Origin of the sequence: Nannocystis pusilla (assembly GCF_020073745.1) — a bacterium.
Lineage (GTDB): Bacteria > Myxococcota_A > Polyangia > Nannocystales > Nannocystaceae > Nannocystis > Nannocystis radixulma.
Genome location: NZ_JAIRAU010000029.1, coordinates 50,135 through 68,710 on the forward strand (window position 1 = coordinate 50,135; position 18,576 = coordinate 68,710).

Annotated in this window: 16 protein-coding genes; 9 read left to right on the forward strand and 7 right to left on the reverse strand. The window is 70.9% G+C overall.

Going from position 1 to position 18,576, the window contains the following annotated elements; genetic code table 11:
• Positions 1-29: 29 nt before the first annotated feature.
• From K7C98_RS23760 to K7C98_RS23790, 7 genes are all read left to right on the forward strand, one after another.
• Entirely contained in the window at positions 30-1,004 is a 975-nt protein-coding gene (locus tag K7C98_RS23760) for a VWA domain-containing protein (protein WP_224194032.1), read from the forward strand.
• 150 nt (positions 1,005-1,154) lie between these two features.
• A complete protein-coding gene (locus K7C98_RS23765) occupies positions 1,155-3,461 on the forward strand; it encodes a heavy metal translocating P-type ATPase (protein ID WP_224194033.1) in 2,307 nt (768 codons plus the stop codon).
• A 67-nt stretch (positions 3,462-3,528) separates the two neighbouring features.
• Positions 3,529-4,134, forward strand: coding sequence for a hypothetical protein (locus tag K7C98_RS23770; protein ID WP_224194034.1), 606 nt, complete (start codon positions 3,529-3,531; stop codon positions 4,132-4,134).
• A gap of 88 nt (positions 4,135-4,222) precedes the next feature.
• Positions 4,223-5,110 carry a hypothetical protein gene (locus K7C98_RS23775; protein ID WP_224194035.1) on the forward strand — a complete coding sequence of 296 codons (888 nt, stop codon included), beginning with the start codon at positions 4,223-4,225 and terminating at the stop codon, positions 5,108-5,110.
• A gap of 84 nt (positions 5,111-5,194) precedes the next feature.
• Positions 5,195-6,670, forward strand: a complete 1,476-nt coding sequence (locus K7C98_RS23780; protein WP_224194036.1) for a carboxypeptidase-like regulatory domain-containing protein — start codon at positions 5,195-5,197, stop codon at positions 6,668-6,670.
• Between the two features lie 137 nt (positions 6,671-6,807).
• Positions 6,808-7,758, forward strand: a complete 951-nt coding sequence (locus tag K7C98_RS23785) for a hypothetical protein (RefSeq protein ID WP_224194037.1) — start codon at positions 6,808-6,810, stop codon at positions 7,756-7,758.
• A gap of 51 nt (positions 7,759-7,809) precedes the next feature.
• Positions 7,810-8,907, forward strand: a complete 1,098-nt coding sequence (locus K7C98_RS23790) for a hypothetical protein (RefSeq protein WP_224194038.1) — start codon at positions 7,810-7,812, stop codon at positions 8,905-8,907.
• Between the two features lie 123 nt (positions 8,908-9,030).
• On the opposite strand, the gene K7C98_RS23795 is transcribed toward K7C98_RS23790, so the two are convergent.
• The 3 genes from K7C98_RS23795 to K7C98_RS23805 form a co-directional block, all read right to left on the reverse strand.
• The gene (locus K7C98_RS23795; RefSeq protein WP_224194039.1) at positions 9,031-9,780 is read right to left on the reverse strand and encodes a hypothetical protein; all 750 of its coding nucleotides are present in this window, start codon (positions 9,778-9,780) and stop codon (positions 9,031-9,033) included.
• 59 nt (positions 9,781-9,839) lie between these two features.
• A complete protein-coding gene (locus K7C98_RS23800) occupies positions 9,840-10,436 on the reverse strand; it encodes a hypothetical protein (protein WP_224194040.1) in 597 nt (198 codons plus the stop codon).
• 176 nt (positions 10,437-10,612) lie between these two features.
• On the reverse strand, positions 10,613-12,208 hold the full coding sequence (locus tag K7C98_RS23805) for a prenyltransferase/squalene oxidase repeat-containing protein (protein ID WP_224194041.1): 1,596 nt from the start codon (positions 12,206-12,208) through the stop codon (positions 10,613-10,615).
• A gap of 204 nt (positions 12,209-12,412) precedes the next feature.
• Between K7C98_RS23805 and K7C98_RS23810 the strand changes: the two genes are divergently transcribed.
• On the forward strand, positions 12,413-13,129 hold the full coding sequence (locus K7C98_RS23810) for an HAD family hydrolase (protein ID WP_224194042.1): 717 nt from the start codon (positions 12,413-12,415) through the stop codon (positions 13,127-13,129).
• On the opposite strand, the gene K7C98_RS23815 is transcribed toward K7C98_RS23810, so the two are convergent.
• Positions 13,102-14,487: a cytochrome P450 gene (locus K7C98_RS23815; protein ID WP_224194043.1), complete on the reverse strand. Its 1,386-nt coding sequence runs from the start codon at positions 14,485-14,487 to the stop codon at positions 13,102-13,104. The two genes, K7C98_RS23810 and K7C98_RS23815, sit on opposite strands and share 28 nt — an antisense overlap.
• A gap of 279 nt (positions 14,488-14,766) precedes the next feature.
• Between K7C98_RS23815 and K7C98_RS23820 the strand changes: the two genes are divergently transcribed.
• Complete coding sequence (locus K7C98_RS23820; RefSeq protein WP_224194044.1) at positions 14,767-15,663, forward strand: SMP-30/gluconolactonase/LRE family protein; 897 nt, start codon at positions 14,767-14,769, stop codon at positions 15,661-15,663.
• Between the two features lie 10 nt (positions 15,664-15,673).
• Here the strand turns inward: K7C98_RS23820 and K7C98_RS23825 are convergent, their stop codons facing one another.
• From K7C98_RS23825 to K7C98_RS23835, 3 genes are read right to left on the reverse strand one after another with little or no spacing between them, the layout of a single operon-like run.
• Positions 15,674-17,635: a sensor histidine kinase gene (locus K7C98_RS23825; protein ID WP_224194045.1), complete on the reverse strand. Its 1,962-nt coding sequence runs from the start codon at positions 17,633-17,635 to the stop codon at positions 15,674-15,676.
• 2 nt (positions 17,636-17,637) lie between these two features.
• Positions 17,638-18,090 carry a response regulator gene (locus K7C98_RS23830; RefSeq protein ID WP_224194046.1) on the reverse strand — a complete coding sequence of 151 codons (453 nt, stop codon included), beginning with the start codon at positions 18,088-18,090 and terminating at the stop codon, positions 17,638-17,640.
• Entirely contained in the window at positions 18,087-18,362 is a 276-nt protein-coding gene (locus K7C98_RS23835) for a hypothetical protein (RefSeq protein WP_224194047.1), read from the reverse strand. Before K7C98_RS23835 ends, K7C98_RS23830 begins: the two co-directional genes overlap by 4 nt.
• Positions 18,363-18,576 lie beyond the last annotated feature (214 nt).

The following is an 18,576-nucleotide window of genomic DNA, read 5'->3' on the forward strand; positions in this document are numbered from 1 at the left end:
ATTCGGCGTCGGCGGGGGCCTCGTACGGCGTGATCACGACGGTCCAGCCGGGGGCCGCGGCGACGACCGAGGAGGATCCCGCAGATGTACCCACGACCTCGGAGGGCACGGGCACGGGTACGAGCTCGAGCACGGGCGCGGCGGACGAGACCGGCGCCCCGGAGGAGGAGCCGCAGGGCGAGCCGTCCGATTCGGGGCCGAAGTTCGACCTCGGCGATTCGCCGGCTCCGGCCGATCCGGGCGGCCAGGCCGACAAACCGTGCGTCAAGATCGATCTGCTGTTCGTGGTCGACAATTCGAGCAGCATGAAGCAGGAGCAGGTCAATCTGGTGGCCAGCTTCCCTACATTCGTCAGCGAGATGCAGGACCAATTGGCGGACGCGGAGAGCCTGCACATCGGGGTCGTGTCGACCGACGACTACGAATACAACGAGCCGGGCTGCACCGACACGCTCGGGGCGCTGGTGACGCAGACGGGCGGCGAGGGCTCCAGCGGGGCGGTGTGCGGGCCGTACGCCAGCGGGAAACGCTTCATGACGCAGGACGACGACCTGCCGGCGCGCTTCACCTGCGCGGCCCAGGTCGGGATCGACGGCAGCGGCGACGAGATGCCGATCGACGCGGCGCTGGCGGCCCTCGGCCCCGATCTGGCGGGACCAGGCGCGTGCAACGAGCAATTCATGCGCGAGGACGCGTTGCTCGTGCTCGTGATCATCACCGACGAGGAGGAGGAAGGATCGGCCGGCGACCCGCCGCAGTGGTTCAACGCGATCACGGCGCTGAAGGGCGGCATCGAGACCAACATCGTGGTGCTGTCGCTCATCGGCCCCAAGAACCCGGCCTGCAAGGACGCGGCGGAGATCGGCGAGCGCCTCACCGAATTCACGGAGATGTTCACCTACGGCAGCGTCGGCCAGATCTGCGCCGCGAACTATCAGATGTTCTTCCACGACGCGATCGCGGGGATCGCCGAGGCCTGCGACGGCTTCACGCCGCCGGGCTGAAGCATGAGCCGGCGGCGCCGGCTCCGCGAGGGGTGGCGCGATCGGTCGCGCCGGCGCAGCCGCAGGGAATGATGCGCGCGCAGCGAGGGCGCGGGCGTCGCAGCGAGGGGGGTGTAATGCCCCCGAGGGGCGCGGCGTCCGCTCGGGGTCATGACCACACACCATCATCACTCGGCGCCGGTCCTCGATCCCGTCTGCGGCATGACGGTCGACCCGGCGACCGCCAGGGGTGGCCGGCACACGCACGCGGGACAGACGTACTACTTCTGCAATCCGCGCTGTCGCGACAAGTTCGCGGCGGCGCCGGAGCAGTTCCTCGCGCCGCGACCCCCGCCCGCGCCGGCGCAGCAGGGCGTGGAATACACGTGCCCGATGCACCCGGAGATCGTGCAGATCGGCGCGGGGACGTGCCCGATCTGCGGGATGGCGCTCGAGCCAAAGCAGCCGAGCGCGGAGGCGGGGCCGAACCCGGAGCTCGTCGACTTCGAGCGCCGGTTCTGGTGGACGCTGCCGGCCAGCGCGGCGGTGTTCGTGCTGGCGATGTCGGACATGATCCCCGGCCAGCCGGTGCAGCACGCGCTCGGGTCGGCGCTGCCGTGGATCGAGCTGGTGCTGTCGGTGCCGGTGGTGCTGTGGGCGGGGTGGCCGCTGCTGCACCGCGGGGCGGCGTCGCTGCGCTCGCGGCACCTCAACATGTTCACGCTGATCATGATCGGGGTGGTGGCGGCGTTCGTGTACAGCGTGATCATGACGGTCGCGCCGATCGCCGGGGTGCACGCGGGCGGGCACGGGCCGGGGGTCTACTACGAGGCCGCGTGCATGATCGTCAGCCTCGTGCTGCTCGGCCAGATCTGGGAGCTGCGGGCGCGGCAGCGCACCGGCGACGCCGTGCGCGCGCTGCTCGGCCTGGCGCCGCGCCACGCCCGGCGAGTGGAGGCCGACGGGCGCGAGGTCGACGTGCCGATCGCGGAGATCCAGGTCGGCGACGACCTGCGCGTTCGGCCAGGTGAGCGCATTCCCGTCGACGGGACGATCGCCGAGGGCAGCAGCGCGGTCGACGAGTCGATGCTGACCGGCGAGCCACTGCCGGTGCAGCGAGGCGCGGGCGAGCCGGTGGTCGGCGGGACGCTCAACGGAGCCGGCAGCTTCGTGATGCGGGCGGACAGGGTCGGCAGCGAGACGGTGCTGGCGCGGATCGTCCACCTGGTCGGCGAGGCGCAGCGCAGCCGGGCCCCGAGCCAGCGCCTGGCCGATCGGGTGGCGGCGGTGTTCGTGCCGGCGGTGCTGGTGATCGCGGCGCTCGCGTTCGTGGTGTGGTGGCAGGTCGGGCCGGAGCCGCGGGTGGCGACGGCGCTGATGAACGCGGTCGCGGTGCTGATCATCGCCTGTCCGTGCGCGCTCGGCCTGGCGACGCCGATGTCGATCATGGTGGCGACGGGGCGCGGGGCGACGCACGGGGTGCTGGTGCGCGACGCGGAGGCGCTCGAGACGATGGCGCGGGTCGACACGCTGGTGTTCGACAAGACGGGGACGCTGACCGAGGGGAAGCCGCAATTGACGATAATCGAGCCGGTGGAGGCGATCGCGGCGGACGAGCTGCTGCGATTGGCGGCGAGCCTCGAGCAGGGCAGCGAGCACCCGCTGGCGGGGGCGATCGTGGCGGCGGCGGGCGAGCGCGGGCTGCGGCTCGCCGCGGTGCAGGCGTTCCGCGCGGAGGCCGGGCGCGGGGTAACGGGGGTGGTCGAGGGGCACGCGGTGGCGCTCGGCAACGCGGAGCTGCTGCGCGCCCAGGGGCTGGGGGACGAGGCGTTCGCGGGGCGGGCGGGGGCGCTGCGCGAGCGCGGCGCGACGGTGATGTTCGTGGCCGTCGACGGGCGCGTGGTCGGTCTGCTCGGCGTGGCCGACCCGGTGCGGGCCGGCGCGCACGAGACGCTCGCGCGCCTGCGCGGGCAGGGGCTGCGCCTGGTGATGCTGACGGGCGATCACCAGGCGACGGCCGAGGCGGTGGCGCGCGGGCTCGGCATCGACGAGGTCGAGGCCGGGGTCTCGCCGGCGGGCAAGGCGGAATTCATCCGCAAGCTGCAGCGCGAGGGCCGGCGCGTGGCGATGGCGGGCGACGGGATCAACGACGCACCGGCGCTGGCGCAGGCGGAGGTCGGGATCGCCATGGGCAGCGGGACCGACGTGGCGATCGAGAGCGCCGGCATCACGCTGCTGCACGGCGACCTCCGCGGGGTCGCGCGCGCGCGGACCCTCGGCCTGGAGACGCTCGCGAACATCCGTCAGAACCTGGCGTTCGCGTTCGTCTACAACCTCCTCGGCGTGCCGGTCGCGGCGGGGGCGCTCTATCCCGCGTTCGGGCTGCTGCTCAGCCCGATGATCGCCAGCGCCGCGATGAGCCTGAGCTCGGTGTCGGTCGTCGCCAACGCGCTGCGGATGCGCCGGCGGCCGCTGTGACGCGGTCGGGCGCGAGCGCGGGGATCCCCTTGGAATCCCGGCGGGCGGGCCTGTCGCAGCGGGAGACATGCCCTCGATCTCCCGGTCGATCCTCGTGCGCGCCGCCACGGGCGCGCTGCTGTCCACCCTGGTCCTGGGCTGCCAGCCGCCGCCGAACGACGGCGTCGCCGACCCGGACTCGGCGCGGCGGGCCTACCTGGGGCTCGACCGCGCGGTCGACCGCATGATCAAGCTCGGCTTCGACGGCTTCAACGCGGCCTCGAACGCCAACATCCCCGAGCAGATGGAGGCCGGCGAGCTCTCGGGCACGATGGTGGTCGGCGGCAAGGTCGACCAGGGCGCGTCGAACAACAAGGAGATGGACCTCCAGGTCACGCTCACCGACTACTCGGATGGGCCGGTCGAGGACATGTTCGACGTCGTCTACGACGGCGGGCCGGCGCTGCTCGACATCAGCCTGCGCGACTTGCCGGCCGGGACGCTCACCGGCAGCTTCACCGGCGAGTTCGCGATGACGGGCGAGCTCGGCGGCGTCGTCGCGCTCGACCTCGACATCTCCGGCGAGACCGAGGAGGCGCCCGACGGGACGATCCGCCGCAAGGCCGGGACGATCCACGTGGTCGGCACGGCGACCTCGGACTACGGCGTGTTCGAGATCGACGTGAGCCTGTGAGCCGGCCTTGGAACCGTCGACCTGGAGCCTGTCGAATCCGCTGATGCGGCGAAATCTTCACGGTTATTGTGGGTATGTCCTGTGGGCAATGGTCGTCGGGTGCGGCACGTCGCCGGCGACGACCACCGAGACGAGCACGACCACGAGCACGGCGACGACGACGGTGACGACCGGCGACGTCGAGGCGACGGCGACGACCACCACCACGGGGACGAGCGAGTCACCGACGAGCGGCGAGCCGGGGACGACGACGACGACGGGCGGGACGACGGGGACGACGACGACGACGGGGGCGACGGCGGAGACGACCGAGGGCGGGATGCCGACGCCGGTGCCGTGCGGCGGCAAGATCTACCAGTGCGGCGACGCGATCGACAACGACGGCGACGGGGCGATCGACGGCGGCGACAAGGAGTGTACGAGCCCGTGCGACGACAACGAGGGCTCGTTTCAGACCGACCTGCCGGGGCAGAACCTGGACTGCAAGAACGACTGTTACTGGGACTCCGACAGCGGCGTCGGCAACGACAAGTGTGAATACGACCTGCAGTGCGACCCGCAGAACCCGGGCGGGATGATCGGCTGCGCGTTCAAGCAGGAGTGCGAGCCCGACGTGCCGGCGCAGTGCCTCGAGGTGTGCGCCGACCTGGTGCCGAACGGCTGCGACTGCTTCGGCTGCTGCCACGTGCAGACGCCGGAGGGGACGGTCGACATCTTCCTCGGCTCGACGCCGGAGTGCGCGCTCGACAACCTCGCGGCGTGCGGGACATGCACGTTCCAGGAGTCGTGCAACAACATCTGCGAGCCGGAGAAGTGCGAGCTGTGCTTCGGCGAGGACGAGCTGCCCGAGGGCTGCGAGGAGCCGGGCTGCGCCGAGGACGACACCCCGTGCACGGTCGGCAAGGACGGCGTGTCGAATTGTCCGGAGGGGTTCTTCTGCTCGACCGGATGCTGCCAGGCGATCGTGCCGGGGTGAGGTGCGGCGGGCGGCGCGCGCGATGACGCGAGGTTCTGGGATCGATCTTGGAATCGTGTCAAGCTCGGCGGTCCAAGGGGCACGATGCGAAAGATCCTCGTTCTGACGTGCGGGTCGATGCTCACGTTCGGTCTTGCGGGCTGCCAGCAGAAGGAGCTCGACGTGACCGAACCTTCGGACAAGGGCGGGCCGTGCGACCCGCTCGTCGACCCGGCCACGGCCGACGGGCCCCACTGTGCCGAGGGGTTCGTGTGCGATCCGGTGGCCGGCGCGAGCGACACCTGGGTGTGCGGCGAGCCGCTGCAGATCCACGGGACGGTGATCGATCTGCAGACCGAGGAGCCGATCGAGGGGGCGCTGGTGAACGGCCAGGATCGCACCGGCGCGCCGCTCGGCGAGATCGCGGTGACCGACGCGATGGGCCGCTACGAGCTGCAGGTCAGCGCGCCGCGCCAGCCCGACGGCGAGCTGGCGAGCGACATCAACTACACGCTGCAGGCGTTCGCGCGCGACTACCTGCCGTTCCCGTCGGGCATCCGCGTGGCGCTGCCGATCCACGCGGCCGAGGCGGCGTACGACGCGGAGCTCAAGGTCAGCGTGATCGAGAGCCCGCTGACCACGGTGGGCCTGGTGATGCTGCCGGAGGAGCTGCGCGGCGGGGTGACGGTGACGGGCACCGTCGGCGGCGTCGACCCGGGCGGCACGCTGGTGGTCGCCGAGGGGGTGAGCGGCGATCGGGTGGCGCAGTACGGGGTGTCCGATCGGACAGGTGCGTACACGATCTTCAACGTGCAGTCGGGCGCGGCGACGATCCGGGGTTACCGTCGCGGGCTCGAGCTGGCCGCGGGGACGGCCCAGGTGGCGGCGGAGGACCTCGCGGCGGTCGACCTCGAGGCGGTGGCGGAGGGCGAGGAGAACCTCGGGGCCGTCAGCGGCTCGGTGCAGATCGTCAACGCGCCGGGCGGCAGCGTGACGAGCGTGGTGCTGGTGCCGGTGAGCGTGTTCAACGCGACGCTCGAGCGCGGGCCGGTGCCGTTCGGGCTGCGCGCGCCCGATCCCGGGCTCGACCCCGACGTCGAGGGGACGTTCCGGATCCCCGGGGTGCCGGCGGGCACCTACAAGGTGCTGGCATCCTTCGAGAACGACAGGCTGGTGCGCGACCCGGACACCTCGATCGGGGGCACCGAGCTGCAGGAGGTCACGGTCGCCGCGGGCGAGGCGGTGACGGTCGACGCGGGGTTCAAGGTCACCGAGGCGCTGGCGGTCGTGGCGCCCGGGGCCGAGGAGCCGACCGCGACCAGCGCGACACCGACCTTCGAGTTCGCCGACGACTCGAGCGAGAAGGGCTACCTCGTGCGCGTGTTCGACGTGTTCGGCGAGCTGGTGTGGGAGAACGCGATGGTGCCGTCGGTGTCGGGCAGCAAGACGGTGGAGGTGCCGTACGAGGGGCCGGCGTTGACCTCGGGGCTGTACTATCAATTCCGGGCGATCTCGCTCGACGGCAACGGGGTGCCGCTTTCGGCCACGGAGGACCTGCGCGGGGTGTTCCTGGTCGAATGATGGCAGCCGTCGCGGAGGCGCCCGGTCGCGGTCAACCGGGCTCTGCCGCGATCGTCGCACGATTACGGGTCAGCAACATCGTTCACGGGCGATAATAACATTTGCGTTTCGGCGCGACCGGCGACAGCATCGTCGGCATGTCGAAGAATTACCTCATCGGGGTGTGCGTCCTCCTGGCCTGCAGTGGGTCGGGAAAGGGCGAGACGGACACGGCGGTCGCCAGCGACACCAGCACGTCGACGATCACGAGCGCGACGACGACGACGATGACGACCGGTCCGACGACCGGCACCGACGGCACGAGCAGCACCACGGCCGAGCCGACCACGACCGAGGCGCCGACGAGCACGAGCACGAGCACGACCGACACGACCGCGCCGGCGACGGCGACCGAGACGACGACGACGACGACGACGACGACGGGTGGCGGGACCTGCGTGCCCCTCATGTGCGACGGGAAGACCTACGCCTGCGGCGACTGCATGGACAACGACGGCGACGGGCTGCTCGACCTGGCCGACCCGGAGTGTGTGTCGCCGTGCGACGACCGCGAAGACTCGTTTGCGACCGGCCTGCCGGGCGACAACATGGACCCGTGCAAGCAGGACTGCTTCTTCGACGGCAACTCGGGCGGCGGGGCCGGCGACTGCGCGTGGGACCTGAAGTGCGACCCGAAGAGCCCGGGCGGCGACAAGTGCCCGTACGACGAGAACTTCAACAACTGCCCGGCGGAGCAGCCGCAGGAGTGCATCGACACCTGCCAGGTGCCGAACGGCTGTGACTGCTTCGGCTGCTGCACGGTGGAGGTCGACGGCATGACCTACGACATCTTCCTCGGCGACCTGGACTGCTCGCTGGCGAATATCGACTCGTGCCGGCAGTGCACGAAGAACCCCGACTGCGACGACGAGTGCCACCCGGAGGAGTGCGAGGTGTGCTTCGGCGAGACCGAGCCGCCGCCGGGGTGCGACGAGTCGTCGTGCGACGGCGACGCGCAGCCGTGCGAAATCGACGAGATGGGCCAGAGCGACTGCCCCGAGGGCCTCTTCTGCCAGACCGGCTGCTGCCAGGCGATCATCCCCGGCTGAGGGCGCGCGCCCCCTGGTTGGAAGCGGGGGGGCGGCGGCGGTCTAGCGAGCATGGCACGAACCATCCTGGCCACCACCGCCCTCCTGTTGTCCCTCGGCTGCGACGCCGCCGTCGTCGCCCAGGCCGAGAGCCGCGCACAGGCCGACGCCGAGGTCGTCGCGGCCGTCGATGCGCAGGCGGCCGTCGACGCGCAGGCCGACGTCGCGGTCGTCGCGGCCGCGCCCGCGAGCGCGTCGATCGAGCTGCAGGCGGACAGCTTCCGCCTGGCCGAGGTGACCGCGCTGGTGCAGGGCGGGACGATCGAGACCGCGGAGGAGCTCGAGCTGGCGGTCAACGACCCCGAGGCCGGGATCAATCGCATCGACGTCGACGCCGACGGCGAGATCGACCACGTCGAGGTGGTCGAGGTCCGCAGCGACGCGCGCGTCGACTTCCAGATGAAGGTGATCCCGTCGTCGCGCGCGACGGTCGTGCACGCGGTCGACCTGGCGACGGCGTCGGTGGTGGCGAGCCGGGCGACCAGCGAGGTGTCGTTCTCGGCCAGCTTCTCGGCCGGGGTGCACTTCTCGGCCGGCGCGGCCGTGCACGCCGAGGCGCTGACGTTCGTCGCGCCGGCGCGCTTCGAGGCCAGCATGGTCGTGGTGGCCCAGCCGCTGCTCGCGTGGGCGTTCGTGGTCGACCGGCCGGCGTACCACAGCGTGTACATCGAGGCCGAGACGGGCCGGTGGATCCCGCCCGGACACCTCAAGCACGGCCACTGGAAGGCCACCGGCGGCCTGCCGCCCGGCCACGCGAAGGGGCACGGCGGCGGGAAATTCTCGGGTCACGCGGGGTTCGGCGGCGGCGGGCACGGGCACGGGCACGGCGGCGACGGGCCCGGGCACGGCGGCAAGGGCTTCGGCGGCGGCAAGCACGGCGGCAAGGGCCACGGGGCGACGGGCGGCTCCCTCGGGCCGAAGCACTCGGCGCACGGCGGGCCGAAGAGTGGCGGCGGGCCGAAGAGCGGCGGCGGGTCGAAGGGCGGCGGCGGAGCCAAGGCCGGCGGACCGAAGGGCGGCGGCGGACACGCCGGCGGGCCGAAGGGCGGCGGCGGAGCCAAGGCCGGCGGCGGGAAGGGCGGCGGCGGCGGGCCGAAGGGCAAGAAGTGAATGCGGGGCGAATGGATGATATGTCCCTGAAGACATATCACCCATTCGCCGGGCGGGCGCGGCGGTCCGTCGGTGCCGTGAGCTATCGAGTCGGGCCGTCGGGCCCGCCGCCCGCGAATCGTGTCACCTGGACTCGCAGCCGCAGCCGGACTCCTCGAAGAACGGCTTCCAGTCGTAGGCGCAGGGGAACTGGATCACCGCGCACTCCTCGCGCGAGTAGCTGACGTAGCGGCGCCGGCTCGGGCGCTCCTGGCAGGTGCCGACGCAGTCGGTGTCGCCCGCGTTCGGGTCGCACTCGTCGGTGGGATCGTCGACGCAGGCCAGCTTGCCGGGGCAGCGCAGGCCGGCCAGGCCGCCGCACAGGAGCGGCTCCTCCTCGGGCCGGCACACGCCCTCGCAGCCCTCGTGGCCGCGCTCGGGGTGGCACGAGTCGTCGAGGTCGGCGCAGTATTCACCCTCCGGGCAGACGGCGCCGTCCTCGCCGCCGCACGAGCCGATGGGGGACGGCTGGGGCTCGGCGTCGGGGTCGGGGCGGCAGCCGCCGAGGCAGTCGCTCTCGCGCTCGGGGTCGCAGCCGTCGGCGAGGTCGACGCAGAGCCAGCCCTCGGCGCAGGCGAGGTCGAGCGGGCCGCCGCACAGACCGTCGATCGGCTGGCACTCGCCGAAGCACTTGGGGTCTTTCTCGAAGTCACAAGCGGCGCCGGAGTCGTCGATGCATTCGAGGCCTGCCGGGCACCGGCTGCTGCCGGATCCTTCGCAAATGATAGGCTCCCATTCACCCTGGCGTGGAGAGATATCGTCCTGGTCGCAGGCTGCGACGAAGCCGAGGGCGAACAGGAAGCAGTGAAAAGCGGCTCGATAGAACTTACGCATGATGTCTCCATGGTCCCGCTCGCGTCTAGCGGCTGTCGAGCGGGGTCATGGGTGTAGTGTCACGAGCGGCGCGATGGATCGGGTCGAAGCAGGAAGTGTTCCGAAATCGGTACGACCTTGTCCGGCGCGGGCGCGTCCGCGTCACACATCGGTGACTCATGCGAAATTTCGATCTGGAGCGATTCGACCATTCGCTCGTGATGACGCGCAATCCGGCGAGACCAATTGATTCGCGCGCGCCGGACACCGCACAGCTTTCCCCCCTCGCCCGCACACCAGAATTTGCCGCCGCCGCCGGCCTCGACGCCGGCGCTCATGGCCAAAGGCGCGTCCAGGGCCTCTTCCGGCGCGCCTTCGGCGGCCAGGCGTCCGAGCTCGGAGGGGCACAGCGCCGCGCCGACGCAGGAGACCCCGATGACGAACCGATCCGACGCAAGGGTGTTCAAGCCGTCGATCCAGGCCACTTCGCTGTCCTCGCCCTTGCCGAGGCGGGCGGTGGTCCGACAATTTGTCCGTCGGCCGGGCGGACCACGACAATTTCGCCGCTCGGCCGCCAGGAGGAGGGCATTCGTGCGCCATGGTGTGGGTTCGGCATCACGACCGCTATCCCGCGCCGACATGAAGTGCACCGCGGCTGCGGTGTGATCGCAGCGCATGACTGAATAAGCATGCTCTCACGGCCATGTTGTCATAAACATGGCCGATGAGACATGTCTCCGAGCGACTGCCTGGCCTATGGCCGACGACGACGTCGCGGGCCTCGACGTAGGCGGTCGAACTGTCGCTGTCGCGGAGCAGGACGGCCTGCTCGGGCTTCCGACAGCGAAGATGTTTACTGCGCGCGGGGTCCTCTCAGTTGTAGACGCGCGGGGTGATGCGGGCCCATGCGCTCGTGGATGAACACCGGCGGGCGCGGCGTGGGCGCGCCGAACGGGACCTCGTCGCCGCGGCCGGACAGCAGGTCGCGGACGCGAGCGAGCGCCCAGATACTGTAGAGGGTGGCGAGGATGGGGACGTCGTAGACGAACGGGCGCGGGCCGAGCGAGTCGGGCGCGGACGTGAAGCCGCCGTTGCGATCCTGACCGGCGAGCAAGACGAGGCTCGACTCGTAGAGCTCGCGCGAGGTGAGGCTGCCCGGGCAAGCTACGAGACCGCCGAGCGCGTAGGCGGTGCTGAGCAGGTGGCCGTGTCGATCGTCGGGGTGGATCGGCCAGCTGCCGTCGGCGCGGCGGAGGTCGCGGAGGAAGCCGACGCAGCGGCGACGGATGTCGGCGGCGAGGCTGCCCTGGCGCTCTCCGGCGGCGGCGTTGAGGACGTGGAAGGCGGGATAGGTGACGCACAGCTTCCACTCGCCGCGGAAGCCGCCGCTGGGCTGCTGGGCGCGGGCCAGCCAGGCCCAGGCGGCGTCGAGGACTTCGGGCGGGGCGATGCCGCTGTGGCGCAGGGCGATGATCGACTTGGCGGTGATCTCGGCCTCGGAGGCGGCGCCGTGGACGAAGGTCGGGAAGCCGCCGTCGCTGTTCTGCAGCGCGAGCAGGTTGGCGACGGCGCGGCGGATGCTGGAGCGGTAGACCAGCGGGCTGCGGCGGGCCAGCAGTGACAGCGCGATGCTGGTGTCGTCGGCGTCGGTCTGCGACACGCCCTCGGCGTAGGCCCAGCCGCCATCGGGTCGTTGCAGTGACACCAAGAATTGTTCGCTGCGCCGCAGCTCGTGCGCGGGCAGCCGCGCCTCGGCGAGCACGAGGCCGGCGAGGCAAGTGAGCCACACGTCTTCGTTGGTGATGAACGGGACCCCGCCGCCGGGCCGCATTTGTCCGGCGAGGAAATTGAGGCCGAGAGCGCAGCGCGGCGCGGCGCGGCCGAGGCGGGTCAGCGCGAGCAGGGCCACGCAGGTGACGAGGACGTGCTGCTCCCAGCTGCCGTCGGGCGCCTGGGCGCGGAGGATCGCCGCCACCTCGACGTCGCCGACCTCCGCGGCCCGGTCGAGGTGGCACAGCTGGAGGACGCGAATCGACATCAGCAGGATCGAGACCCAGAGGTGCGACGACTCGGCGCGGGCGACCGCGAGAGGCAATACGTTCTGCCCGGCGGGGAGCGCCCCGAGTTCGACGAGCATGACCTCGATCAGCACGCGCTTGCGCCACAGCGTCGGATGATCGAACTCTGCCAGCGTGCGATGGAGGGAGGCTAGGCCGTCGGCGCCGAGGCTGCCGTGGACCACCAGCTCGCAGAGGATGCGCGAAAGCGTGCGATCGAGCCGGCCGGCGTGGCTCGGGCCGTCGTCGTCGTCGGCCAGGGAGCGGCGGCAAAACCCCTCGATCTCCGCCTGGAGCGCCGGGCCGTGGCCGTGGAGGCGGAACAGGTGCAGCGTCAGAGCGCTCTCGAGGGCCCGCCCGGCGCAACCACCTGCGAGGCGTCCGTCGGGCAAGCGATGATCCAGCACGAAATTTACGGCACGCTCTAGCGCCGGCTCGATCTGTTCGAGCACGCCCACTTGTCGGAACATATCGATTTCGAGAGCTACTCGAAATATTGGTTGCGATCAACGTCAATCGCATCGACCTGCGAATTCCCCGGTCCTGCGTGGGGCCTCAGTGTGGAGCATGAGCCGGGTCTCCGCTATGATCGGGGAATGACGCACGACGACTCGGCAGCACGCGTGGCAATCCTCGATGTCGACGGGACGATGCACCCGCGGACGATCGGCCTGGCGCTGCTACGTGAGGTGAGTCAGCGCGGGCTGGGGCGCGGCGACGCGATCGCGGAGGTGATGACGGCCGTCGGCCAGCTGCGGGCCGGCTCCATTGATTTCCCCGAGATGGTCGCGCGCAGCACGGCGGCTTACGGGGCCGCGCTCGCGGGCGTGGAGCAGGCGCAGCTCGTCGCCCTGGCGCAGGCGATCTGGCAGGAGCTACGCCACGAGCTGTTCGGGTACGTGCGGCCGCTGATCGCGCGGCTCGGCGACGCGGGTGTCACGCCTTATATCGTTTCCTCCAGCCCCCAGGAGATCGTGGCGCTGCTCGCCGCGGACCTGGGCGTGGCGGACTGCCACGGCTCGCTATTCACGGTCGAAGCCGGTCGATACACCGGGGCTTGCGAGTTCATGCCCGGGGCGCCCGGGGGCAAGCTGACCTTGTTGCAAAAATTCGCTGCGGCGCGCGGGGCGGGGTTGTCGCGGTCGATCGCGCTGGGCAATGGGCCCGGCGATCTCGAAGTCCTCGCAGTCGTGGGTCGGCCCCTGGTGTTCGAAGCGGGGCCGCCCCTGCTCACACTTGCCCACGACCGCGGCTGGCCACGCGTCGATCGTCTCAATGTCCTCGACTATGTAGACCGCGCGCTGGCGTCTTGACGCGCCCGCAATTGGACCCGGACCCCGCCGCGGGGTCGCAAGGTCGTGGAAAATTCGGCGACCGCCGGGGCGTGGTGCACGCGCTCGACCTCGAAGCGGCGCAGGAGCGCCGCGGTGGCCAGCACGATCTCGGTCGTGGCCATGTGATTGCCGATACAGGTCCGCGGACCGTAACCGAACGGCAGGTAGCTGGCGCGGGCCCGGCCCTGGGCCACGCCGCCGAGGAAGCGCTCGGGCTGGAAGCGTTCTGCCTGGTCCCACAACGCCGGGTGGCGGTGCGTGAGGTACGGGCACAACATCACCGTGGCGCCGGCCGGCACGAGGTAGCCGCCCAGCTCGTCGTCGGCGACGACGTGGCGCGGGAACGCCCAGAACGGCGGATACAGGCGCAAGGCCTCCTGGGCGGCGGCGGCGAGGAAGGGGAAGCGGAGGCGGTCGGAGACCACCGGCAGCGCGTCGCCGAATGCATCGACCTCGGACATGACACGGGCGCGGGCCTCGGGGTGGAGGTCGAGGCAATAAAGCAACCATGTGAGGGCCTGCGCGGTCGATTCGTGGCCGCCGAGCAGTAGACTCACGGACTCGTCGCGGATCAATCGCCGGACCTCGGGAGTATCCTGACCGTCGCCGACGTGACGCAACAGAAAGGTCAGTAGATCGGGATCGTCGCCGGGGCGGGCCCGGTGCGCATCGATCGCGCGACTCACGAATTCATCGATTACCGCGAGGGCGGCCAGGAAATGGCGATTGCGCTGGGTCGGCCACGACAGCGGGACGCGGAACAGCTGGCCGCTGGCGGCGACGAAGTCGACGGCGTCGCGGATCGCGCCGCGCAGCCGCGCCTCCTCGTCGTCGAGGCGTTCGCCGAGCAGCGAGCCGAGGATCGCGTCGAGGGTGAGGGCGATCATTTCGTCGGCGAGGTCGAGCTCGTCGCCGCGGGCCGCGGCGGCCTGCCAGCGGGCCAGCAGGCGCTCCATGGCGCCGCGCAGCGGGGGCGCGAACTGGGGCAGGGCGCCGACCTGGAACCGCGGCGTGAGCAGCTTGCGCTGGCGGGCCCACAGCTCGCCGTTGCTGGCGGGCAGGCCGTCGCCGATGAGCGGGCGGGCGCGGTGCATCGCCTTGGTGTAGTTCTCCCGGCGCGTCACGAGGACATGCTGGATGTGGTCCGGGTGGACCACGAGATAGAGCAGTCTGGTGCCGACCCGGGCGCAGCTGATGTCGCCGTGGGCCCGCCACATATGATGCAGGAGCTCGAACATGCGGCCCTGCGCGACATCCGGGAGGTTGCCGAGGAGCCCGCCGCGCGGACCGGGGGCGGTGCGCCGCATCACGTGAGCGACGATTCCAGAGCGTGTCATCGCCGGCAGGATAGCAAGTCGGGGCGCGGGGCCCAACGTCGATTTCGCGAGATCCGCGGCGTACCTGCGAGGGTTCGCCCACGCGTCAGGGGTTCACGGCACAGTGCGCCGACTCTCGTGATCTTTCGGTGATCCTCGCCGGCGCGCCGCGACACTATACTCCGGCCGGTGAAGGAGAGGTGTCGTGTCATGCGTCGGAGCCTGCTGGTGTCATTTTCTGCGGCGCTTCTCATGTCTCTCGTGCCAGGGGTCGCGGCGGCCGGCGGACAACTGTCGACTGTGGCCGCGTTCAATCCGGCGCGCGGGGAATTGCCGGAGTCGATCACGACCGACGGAGACGGGAACATCTATGCCTCGATGGGGGCACACATCAAGAAGATCACTCCGTCGGGCCATGTGAGCGTGTACGCGACTCTGCCGCTGCCGACCGGCGTGCTGGCGGGCGGCCTCAAGTTCGGCGATGACGGCGACCTCTATGTCGCGACCGGCAGCATCTCGCCCACGCCGCCGGTGGCGTTCGTGTTTCGCATCGACCCAGACAGCGCGGTGTCGACGTACGCCACGCTCGATTCGACGGGCTACCCCAACGACATCGCGTTCGACGACCACGGCCAGCTGTTCGTCACCGACCCGCTGAAGGGGCTCGTGTGGAAGATCGACGAGGACGGTCATCCGGACGTGTGGCTGGCCGACCCGGAGCTCGCGGGCAACCCGGACGAGCCGTTCCTCGTGCTGTCCAGGTTCGGCGTCGACGGCATCGCCTTCGACGAGCACAAGAACAACCTGTACCTGTCGAACCTCGACTACGGGACGATCCTCCGCGTCGAGATCGAGTGCGACGGCTCGCCCGGCGCGATCGAGATCTGGGCCGACGACTTCGACGCGCTCGCCGGCGCCGACGGCATCGCCTTCGACGACAAGGGGACGCTGTTCGTCGCGGTCAACGGGCAGGACCGTCTGGTAGCGATCGACAAGCACGGCGACATCGACATCATCGCCGAGGGCGGGCTGCTCGACGCGCCGTCGTCGCTGGTGTTCGGGGCGACGAAGCAGAGCAAGAAGACGCTGTACGTGGCGAGCTTCGCCATCACGCGTCACTACGGGATCTTCCCCGGCACGCCGTACCCGGCGCTGTTGCAGCTGCCGGTGAAGCACAACGGCCTGCCGCTGCTGTGAGCGAGCGGTACTACTCGCGGGGGACCTTGGCCACGACCGCGGCGCCGGCCTCGCGCACCAGGGCGTCGCGCGGGATGCCGGCCTGCTCGACGAGCGCGCGCATCTCGGCGGCGAAGGTCCTCGGCACGGCGCGCGGGTCGTCGGGGGCGACCAGCACGACCGCGGGCGCGTCCTTGCGGGCGGGCGCGTGACCGACGGCGAGGCCCCAGGAGGCGCCGGGCGCGGCGAGGTGGACGAGGTGGAGCTCGTGGCCCTCGCCGGTGCCGCTGGTCGGGGCGGCGATTCGGCCGGTGTGGCGGATCATCTCGCTGGCCTGCTGCAACAGGCCGGCGCTGTTCGACCACAGGTGCAGCGGCCGAGATGTCCCCGGGGACAGGCGCTCGACGGCCCGCTGCAGCTGCAGCGCCTGCAGCGGGGCGCTGACGACGCCGTCGGCGGCGAGGAGACAGCCGAACTGGGCCGGCTCGTCGACCAGGTAGACCAGGAGCCCGGCCTCCTGCAGGCTGGGCTCGCGCGCCAGCTGCCCGAGCGTGACGAGCGTCGCGGGCGCGCCGACGTTGAGCTCGACGGCGATGAGCGTCGGCCCGAGCGCGCGCGCCAGCTTGACGCCGCGGCGCAGGTCGGCCTCGACGACGATGTCGAGCTGGACGTCGGCGAGCTGATCGCGCAGGGCCCGGCCGAAGCCGTCGGTCGGCCCGAGCACGAACACGATCGGCAGCTGGCCGCGCTCGCCGGTCGCGAATCTCCGCTCGGGGGTGAGGCCGCGCCAGCGCGCGGCGGCGGTGATGTCGGACGGCAGCGACAGGCGGAACGACGAGCCGCGGCCGATCTCGCTGCGCGCCCGCAGCTCGCCGCCCATGGCCCGCGCGAGCCGACGGCTGATCGCCAGGCCCAGGCCCGAGCCGCCGAAGCGGCGCCCGCCGGTGTCGTCGACCTGCGAGAACGGCTCGAACAGCCGCTCCATCTGCCTGGGCGTCATGCCGATGCCGGAGTCGGCGACGGTGAACTCGACGCACTCGATGCCCTCGATCGGCTGGTCGCCGGCGCGCTGGTTGAAGTCGCTGAGCCGGGCCTCGCGGCGCGTGACGGCCAGCGAGACGACGCCCTTGCGCGTGAACTTGCCGGCGTTCGAGAGCAGGTTGAACAGGATCTGGCGGGCCCGCGTGGCGTCGGCCACCATCTCGCCGAGCTCGTCGGCGGGGGCGTAGACGAAGCGGTTGCCGTTGCGGTGGATCAGCGGAGCGATGGCGTCGACGACCTCGCGCAGGAGGGCGGCGAGCTGGTAGCGCTCGGGCGCGAGGCTGAGGCGCCCGGCCTCGATCCGGCTGAGGTCGAGGATGTCGGTGACGAGCGCGAGCAGGTGATTGCCGGCGGCGCGGATCCGGTTGAGGTCGTCCTCGATGGCGTCGAACTCGCCGGCGCGCGCCTGGTCGATCAGCATGTCGCTGTAGCCGAGGATGGCGTTGAGCGGCGTGCGGAACTCGTGGCTCATGTTGGCCAGGAAGGTGCTCTTGGCCTGGCTGCTGCGCTGGGCCTGAACCTGCATCAGCCGCAGCTCCTCGGTCAGCCGGCGCTGGGCGGCGCCCGTGGCCGCGCGCTCGATCGCGTAGCGGATCGCCCGCTCGAGCTCGCGCGCGGTGAAGCTGCCCTTGATCAGGAAGTCGTCGGCGCCGGCGTGCATGGCCTCGACGTCGAGCTCGCGCTCGGTCTGGCCGGTGAGGAAGATGATCGGGACGTCGCAGCCGAGCCCGCGGACCTCGCGGAGCAGGTCGAGGCCGGTGCGCGCCTCGAGCCGGTAGTCGAGCAGGCACACGTCGGGCGCGGTGGTGACGAGCGCGTGCACCGCGTCCTGATACGACTGGATCCATCGCACCCGGTACTCGCCGGCCGTGATGTCGCCGAGCAGGTCGCCGGCGAGGATGACGTCGTCCTCGTCGTCGTCCACGATCAGCACGTCGACCGGCTCGTGCATGCCTATTCCGCGGCGATCTCGACGATCTCGAACCAGTACTTGCGAAGCACCTGCATGACCTCGACCAGCGAGTCGAAGGTGACCGGCTTGACGATGAACGAGTTCACGCCGAGGTCGTAGCTGCGGTAGATGTCGATCTCGGCCTTGGAGGTGGTGAGCACGATGATCGGGATCCGCCGCAGCTCGGGGTTCTCCTTGATCTCGCGCAGCGCCTCGCGGCCGTCCTTGCGCGGCATGTTGAGGTCGAGCAAGATGACGCCCGGACGCGGCGCGTCGTCGGGGTTGTCGAAGCGGCCCCGCAGCAGGAGATAATCGAGGAGCTCCTCCCCGTCCTCGACGAAGCGGATGTCGTTGGCCAGGCGGCTCTCCTTGAGCGCCTCGGCGGCGAGCATGCGATCCTCCGGATCGTCGTCGGCGATGAGTATCGTGATCGGTCGCTTGCTGTTGGACTTCATACGCGTTGCTGCTGCTTCCTCTCCTGGCGGAGCGGGAGTTCGACGATGAATGGGGTGCCGTGCCCGGCGGCCTCGAGCTCGACGAGCCAGCGGCCGAGGTGCTCGGCCTCCTGCGGGGGCCACAGACCCATCGAGGGGTTGCCGACCAGGTCGTTCGGTGAATGCCCGAAGGCAGGCGTCCAGCTGTCGTTCTCGGCCGCGACGACACCCTGTGCGTCGAGCCACCCCGCCGGGTCGAGGTTCATCGCCGAGATTGGCTCGAGATAGCTCATGGGCCGCTCTTCATCGAACCCCCGGATGATGCCCCGGAACGCCGGAACAGCGCAACATTGCGCGATCGCGCAGGCGGGCGGCTTCGAACACCACGAGGAGTTCTGCGCACTCGCTACGCTCTGCAGGCCCGTGTGTGCGGGAATTCGTGGGGAACCCGATCGCGTGAATTTCGCGGAAGACCGACGAACACCGAGGGTGCGACGGTGCCTTTCC

Excerpts from the sequence above, each read along its gene's own strand:
- K7C98_RS23780 (WP_224194036.1), top strand. The coding sequence starts at position 5,195 with ATGCGAAAGATCCTCGTTCTGACGTGCGGGTCGATGCTCACGTTCGGT.
- K7C98_RS23795 (WP_224194039.1), bottom strand. The coding sequence starts at position 9,780 with ATGCGTAAGTTCTATCGAGCCGCTTTTCACTGCTTCCTGTTCGCCCTC.
- K7C98_RS23835 (WP_224194047.1), bottom strand. The coding sequence starts at position 18,362 with ATGAGCTATCTCGAGCCAATCTCGGCGATGAACCTCGACCCGGCGGGG.
- K7C98_RS23815 (WP_224194043.1), bottom strand. The coding sequence starts at position 14,487 with ATGACACGCTCTGGAATCGTCGCTCACGTGATGCGGCGCACCGCCCCC.
- K7C98_RS23785 (WP_224194037.1), top strand. The coding sequence starts at position 6,808 with ATGTCGAAGAATTACCTCATCGGGGTGTGCGTCCTCCTGGCCTGCAGT.
- K7C98_RS23790 (WP_224194038.1), top strand. The coding sequence starts at position 7,810 with ATGGCACGAACCATCCTGGCCACCACCGCCCTCCTGTTGTCCCTCGGC.
- K7C98_RS23825 (WP_224194045.1), bottom strand. The coding sequence starts at position 17,635 with ATGCACGAGCCGGTCGACGTGCTGATCGTGGACGACGACGAGGACGAC.
- K7C98_RS23765 (WP_224194033.1), top strand. The coding sequence starts at position 1,155 with ATGACCACACACCATCATCACTCGGCGCCGGTCCTCGATCCCGTCTGC.
- K7C98_RS23830 (WP_224194046.1), bottom strand. The coding sequence starts at position 18,090 with ATGAAGTCCAACAGCAAGCGACCGATCACGATACTCATCGCCGACGAC.
- K7C98_RS23810 (WP_224194042.1), top strand. The coding sequence starts at position 12,413 with ATGACGCACGACGACTCGGCAGCACGCGTGGCAATCCTCGATGTCGAC.
- K7C98_RS23800 (WP_224194040.1), bottom strand. The coding sequence starts at position 10,436 with ATGCGCTGCGATCACACCGCAGCCGCGGTGCACTTCATGTCGGCGCGG.
- K7C98_RS23770 (WP_224194034.1), top strand. The coding sequence starts at position 3,529 with ATGCCCTCGATCTCCCGGTCGATCCTCGTGCGCGCCGCCACGGGCGCG.
- K7C98_RS23775 (WP_224194035.1), top strand. The coding sequence starts at position 4,223 with ATGGTCGTCGGGTGCGGCACGTCGCCGGCGACGACCACCGAGACGAGC.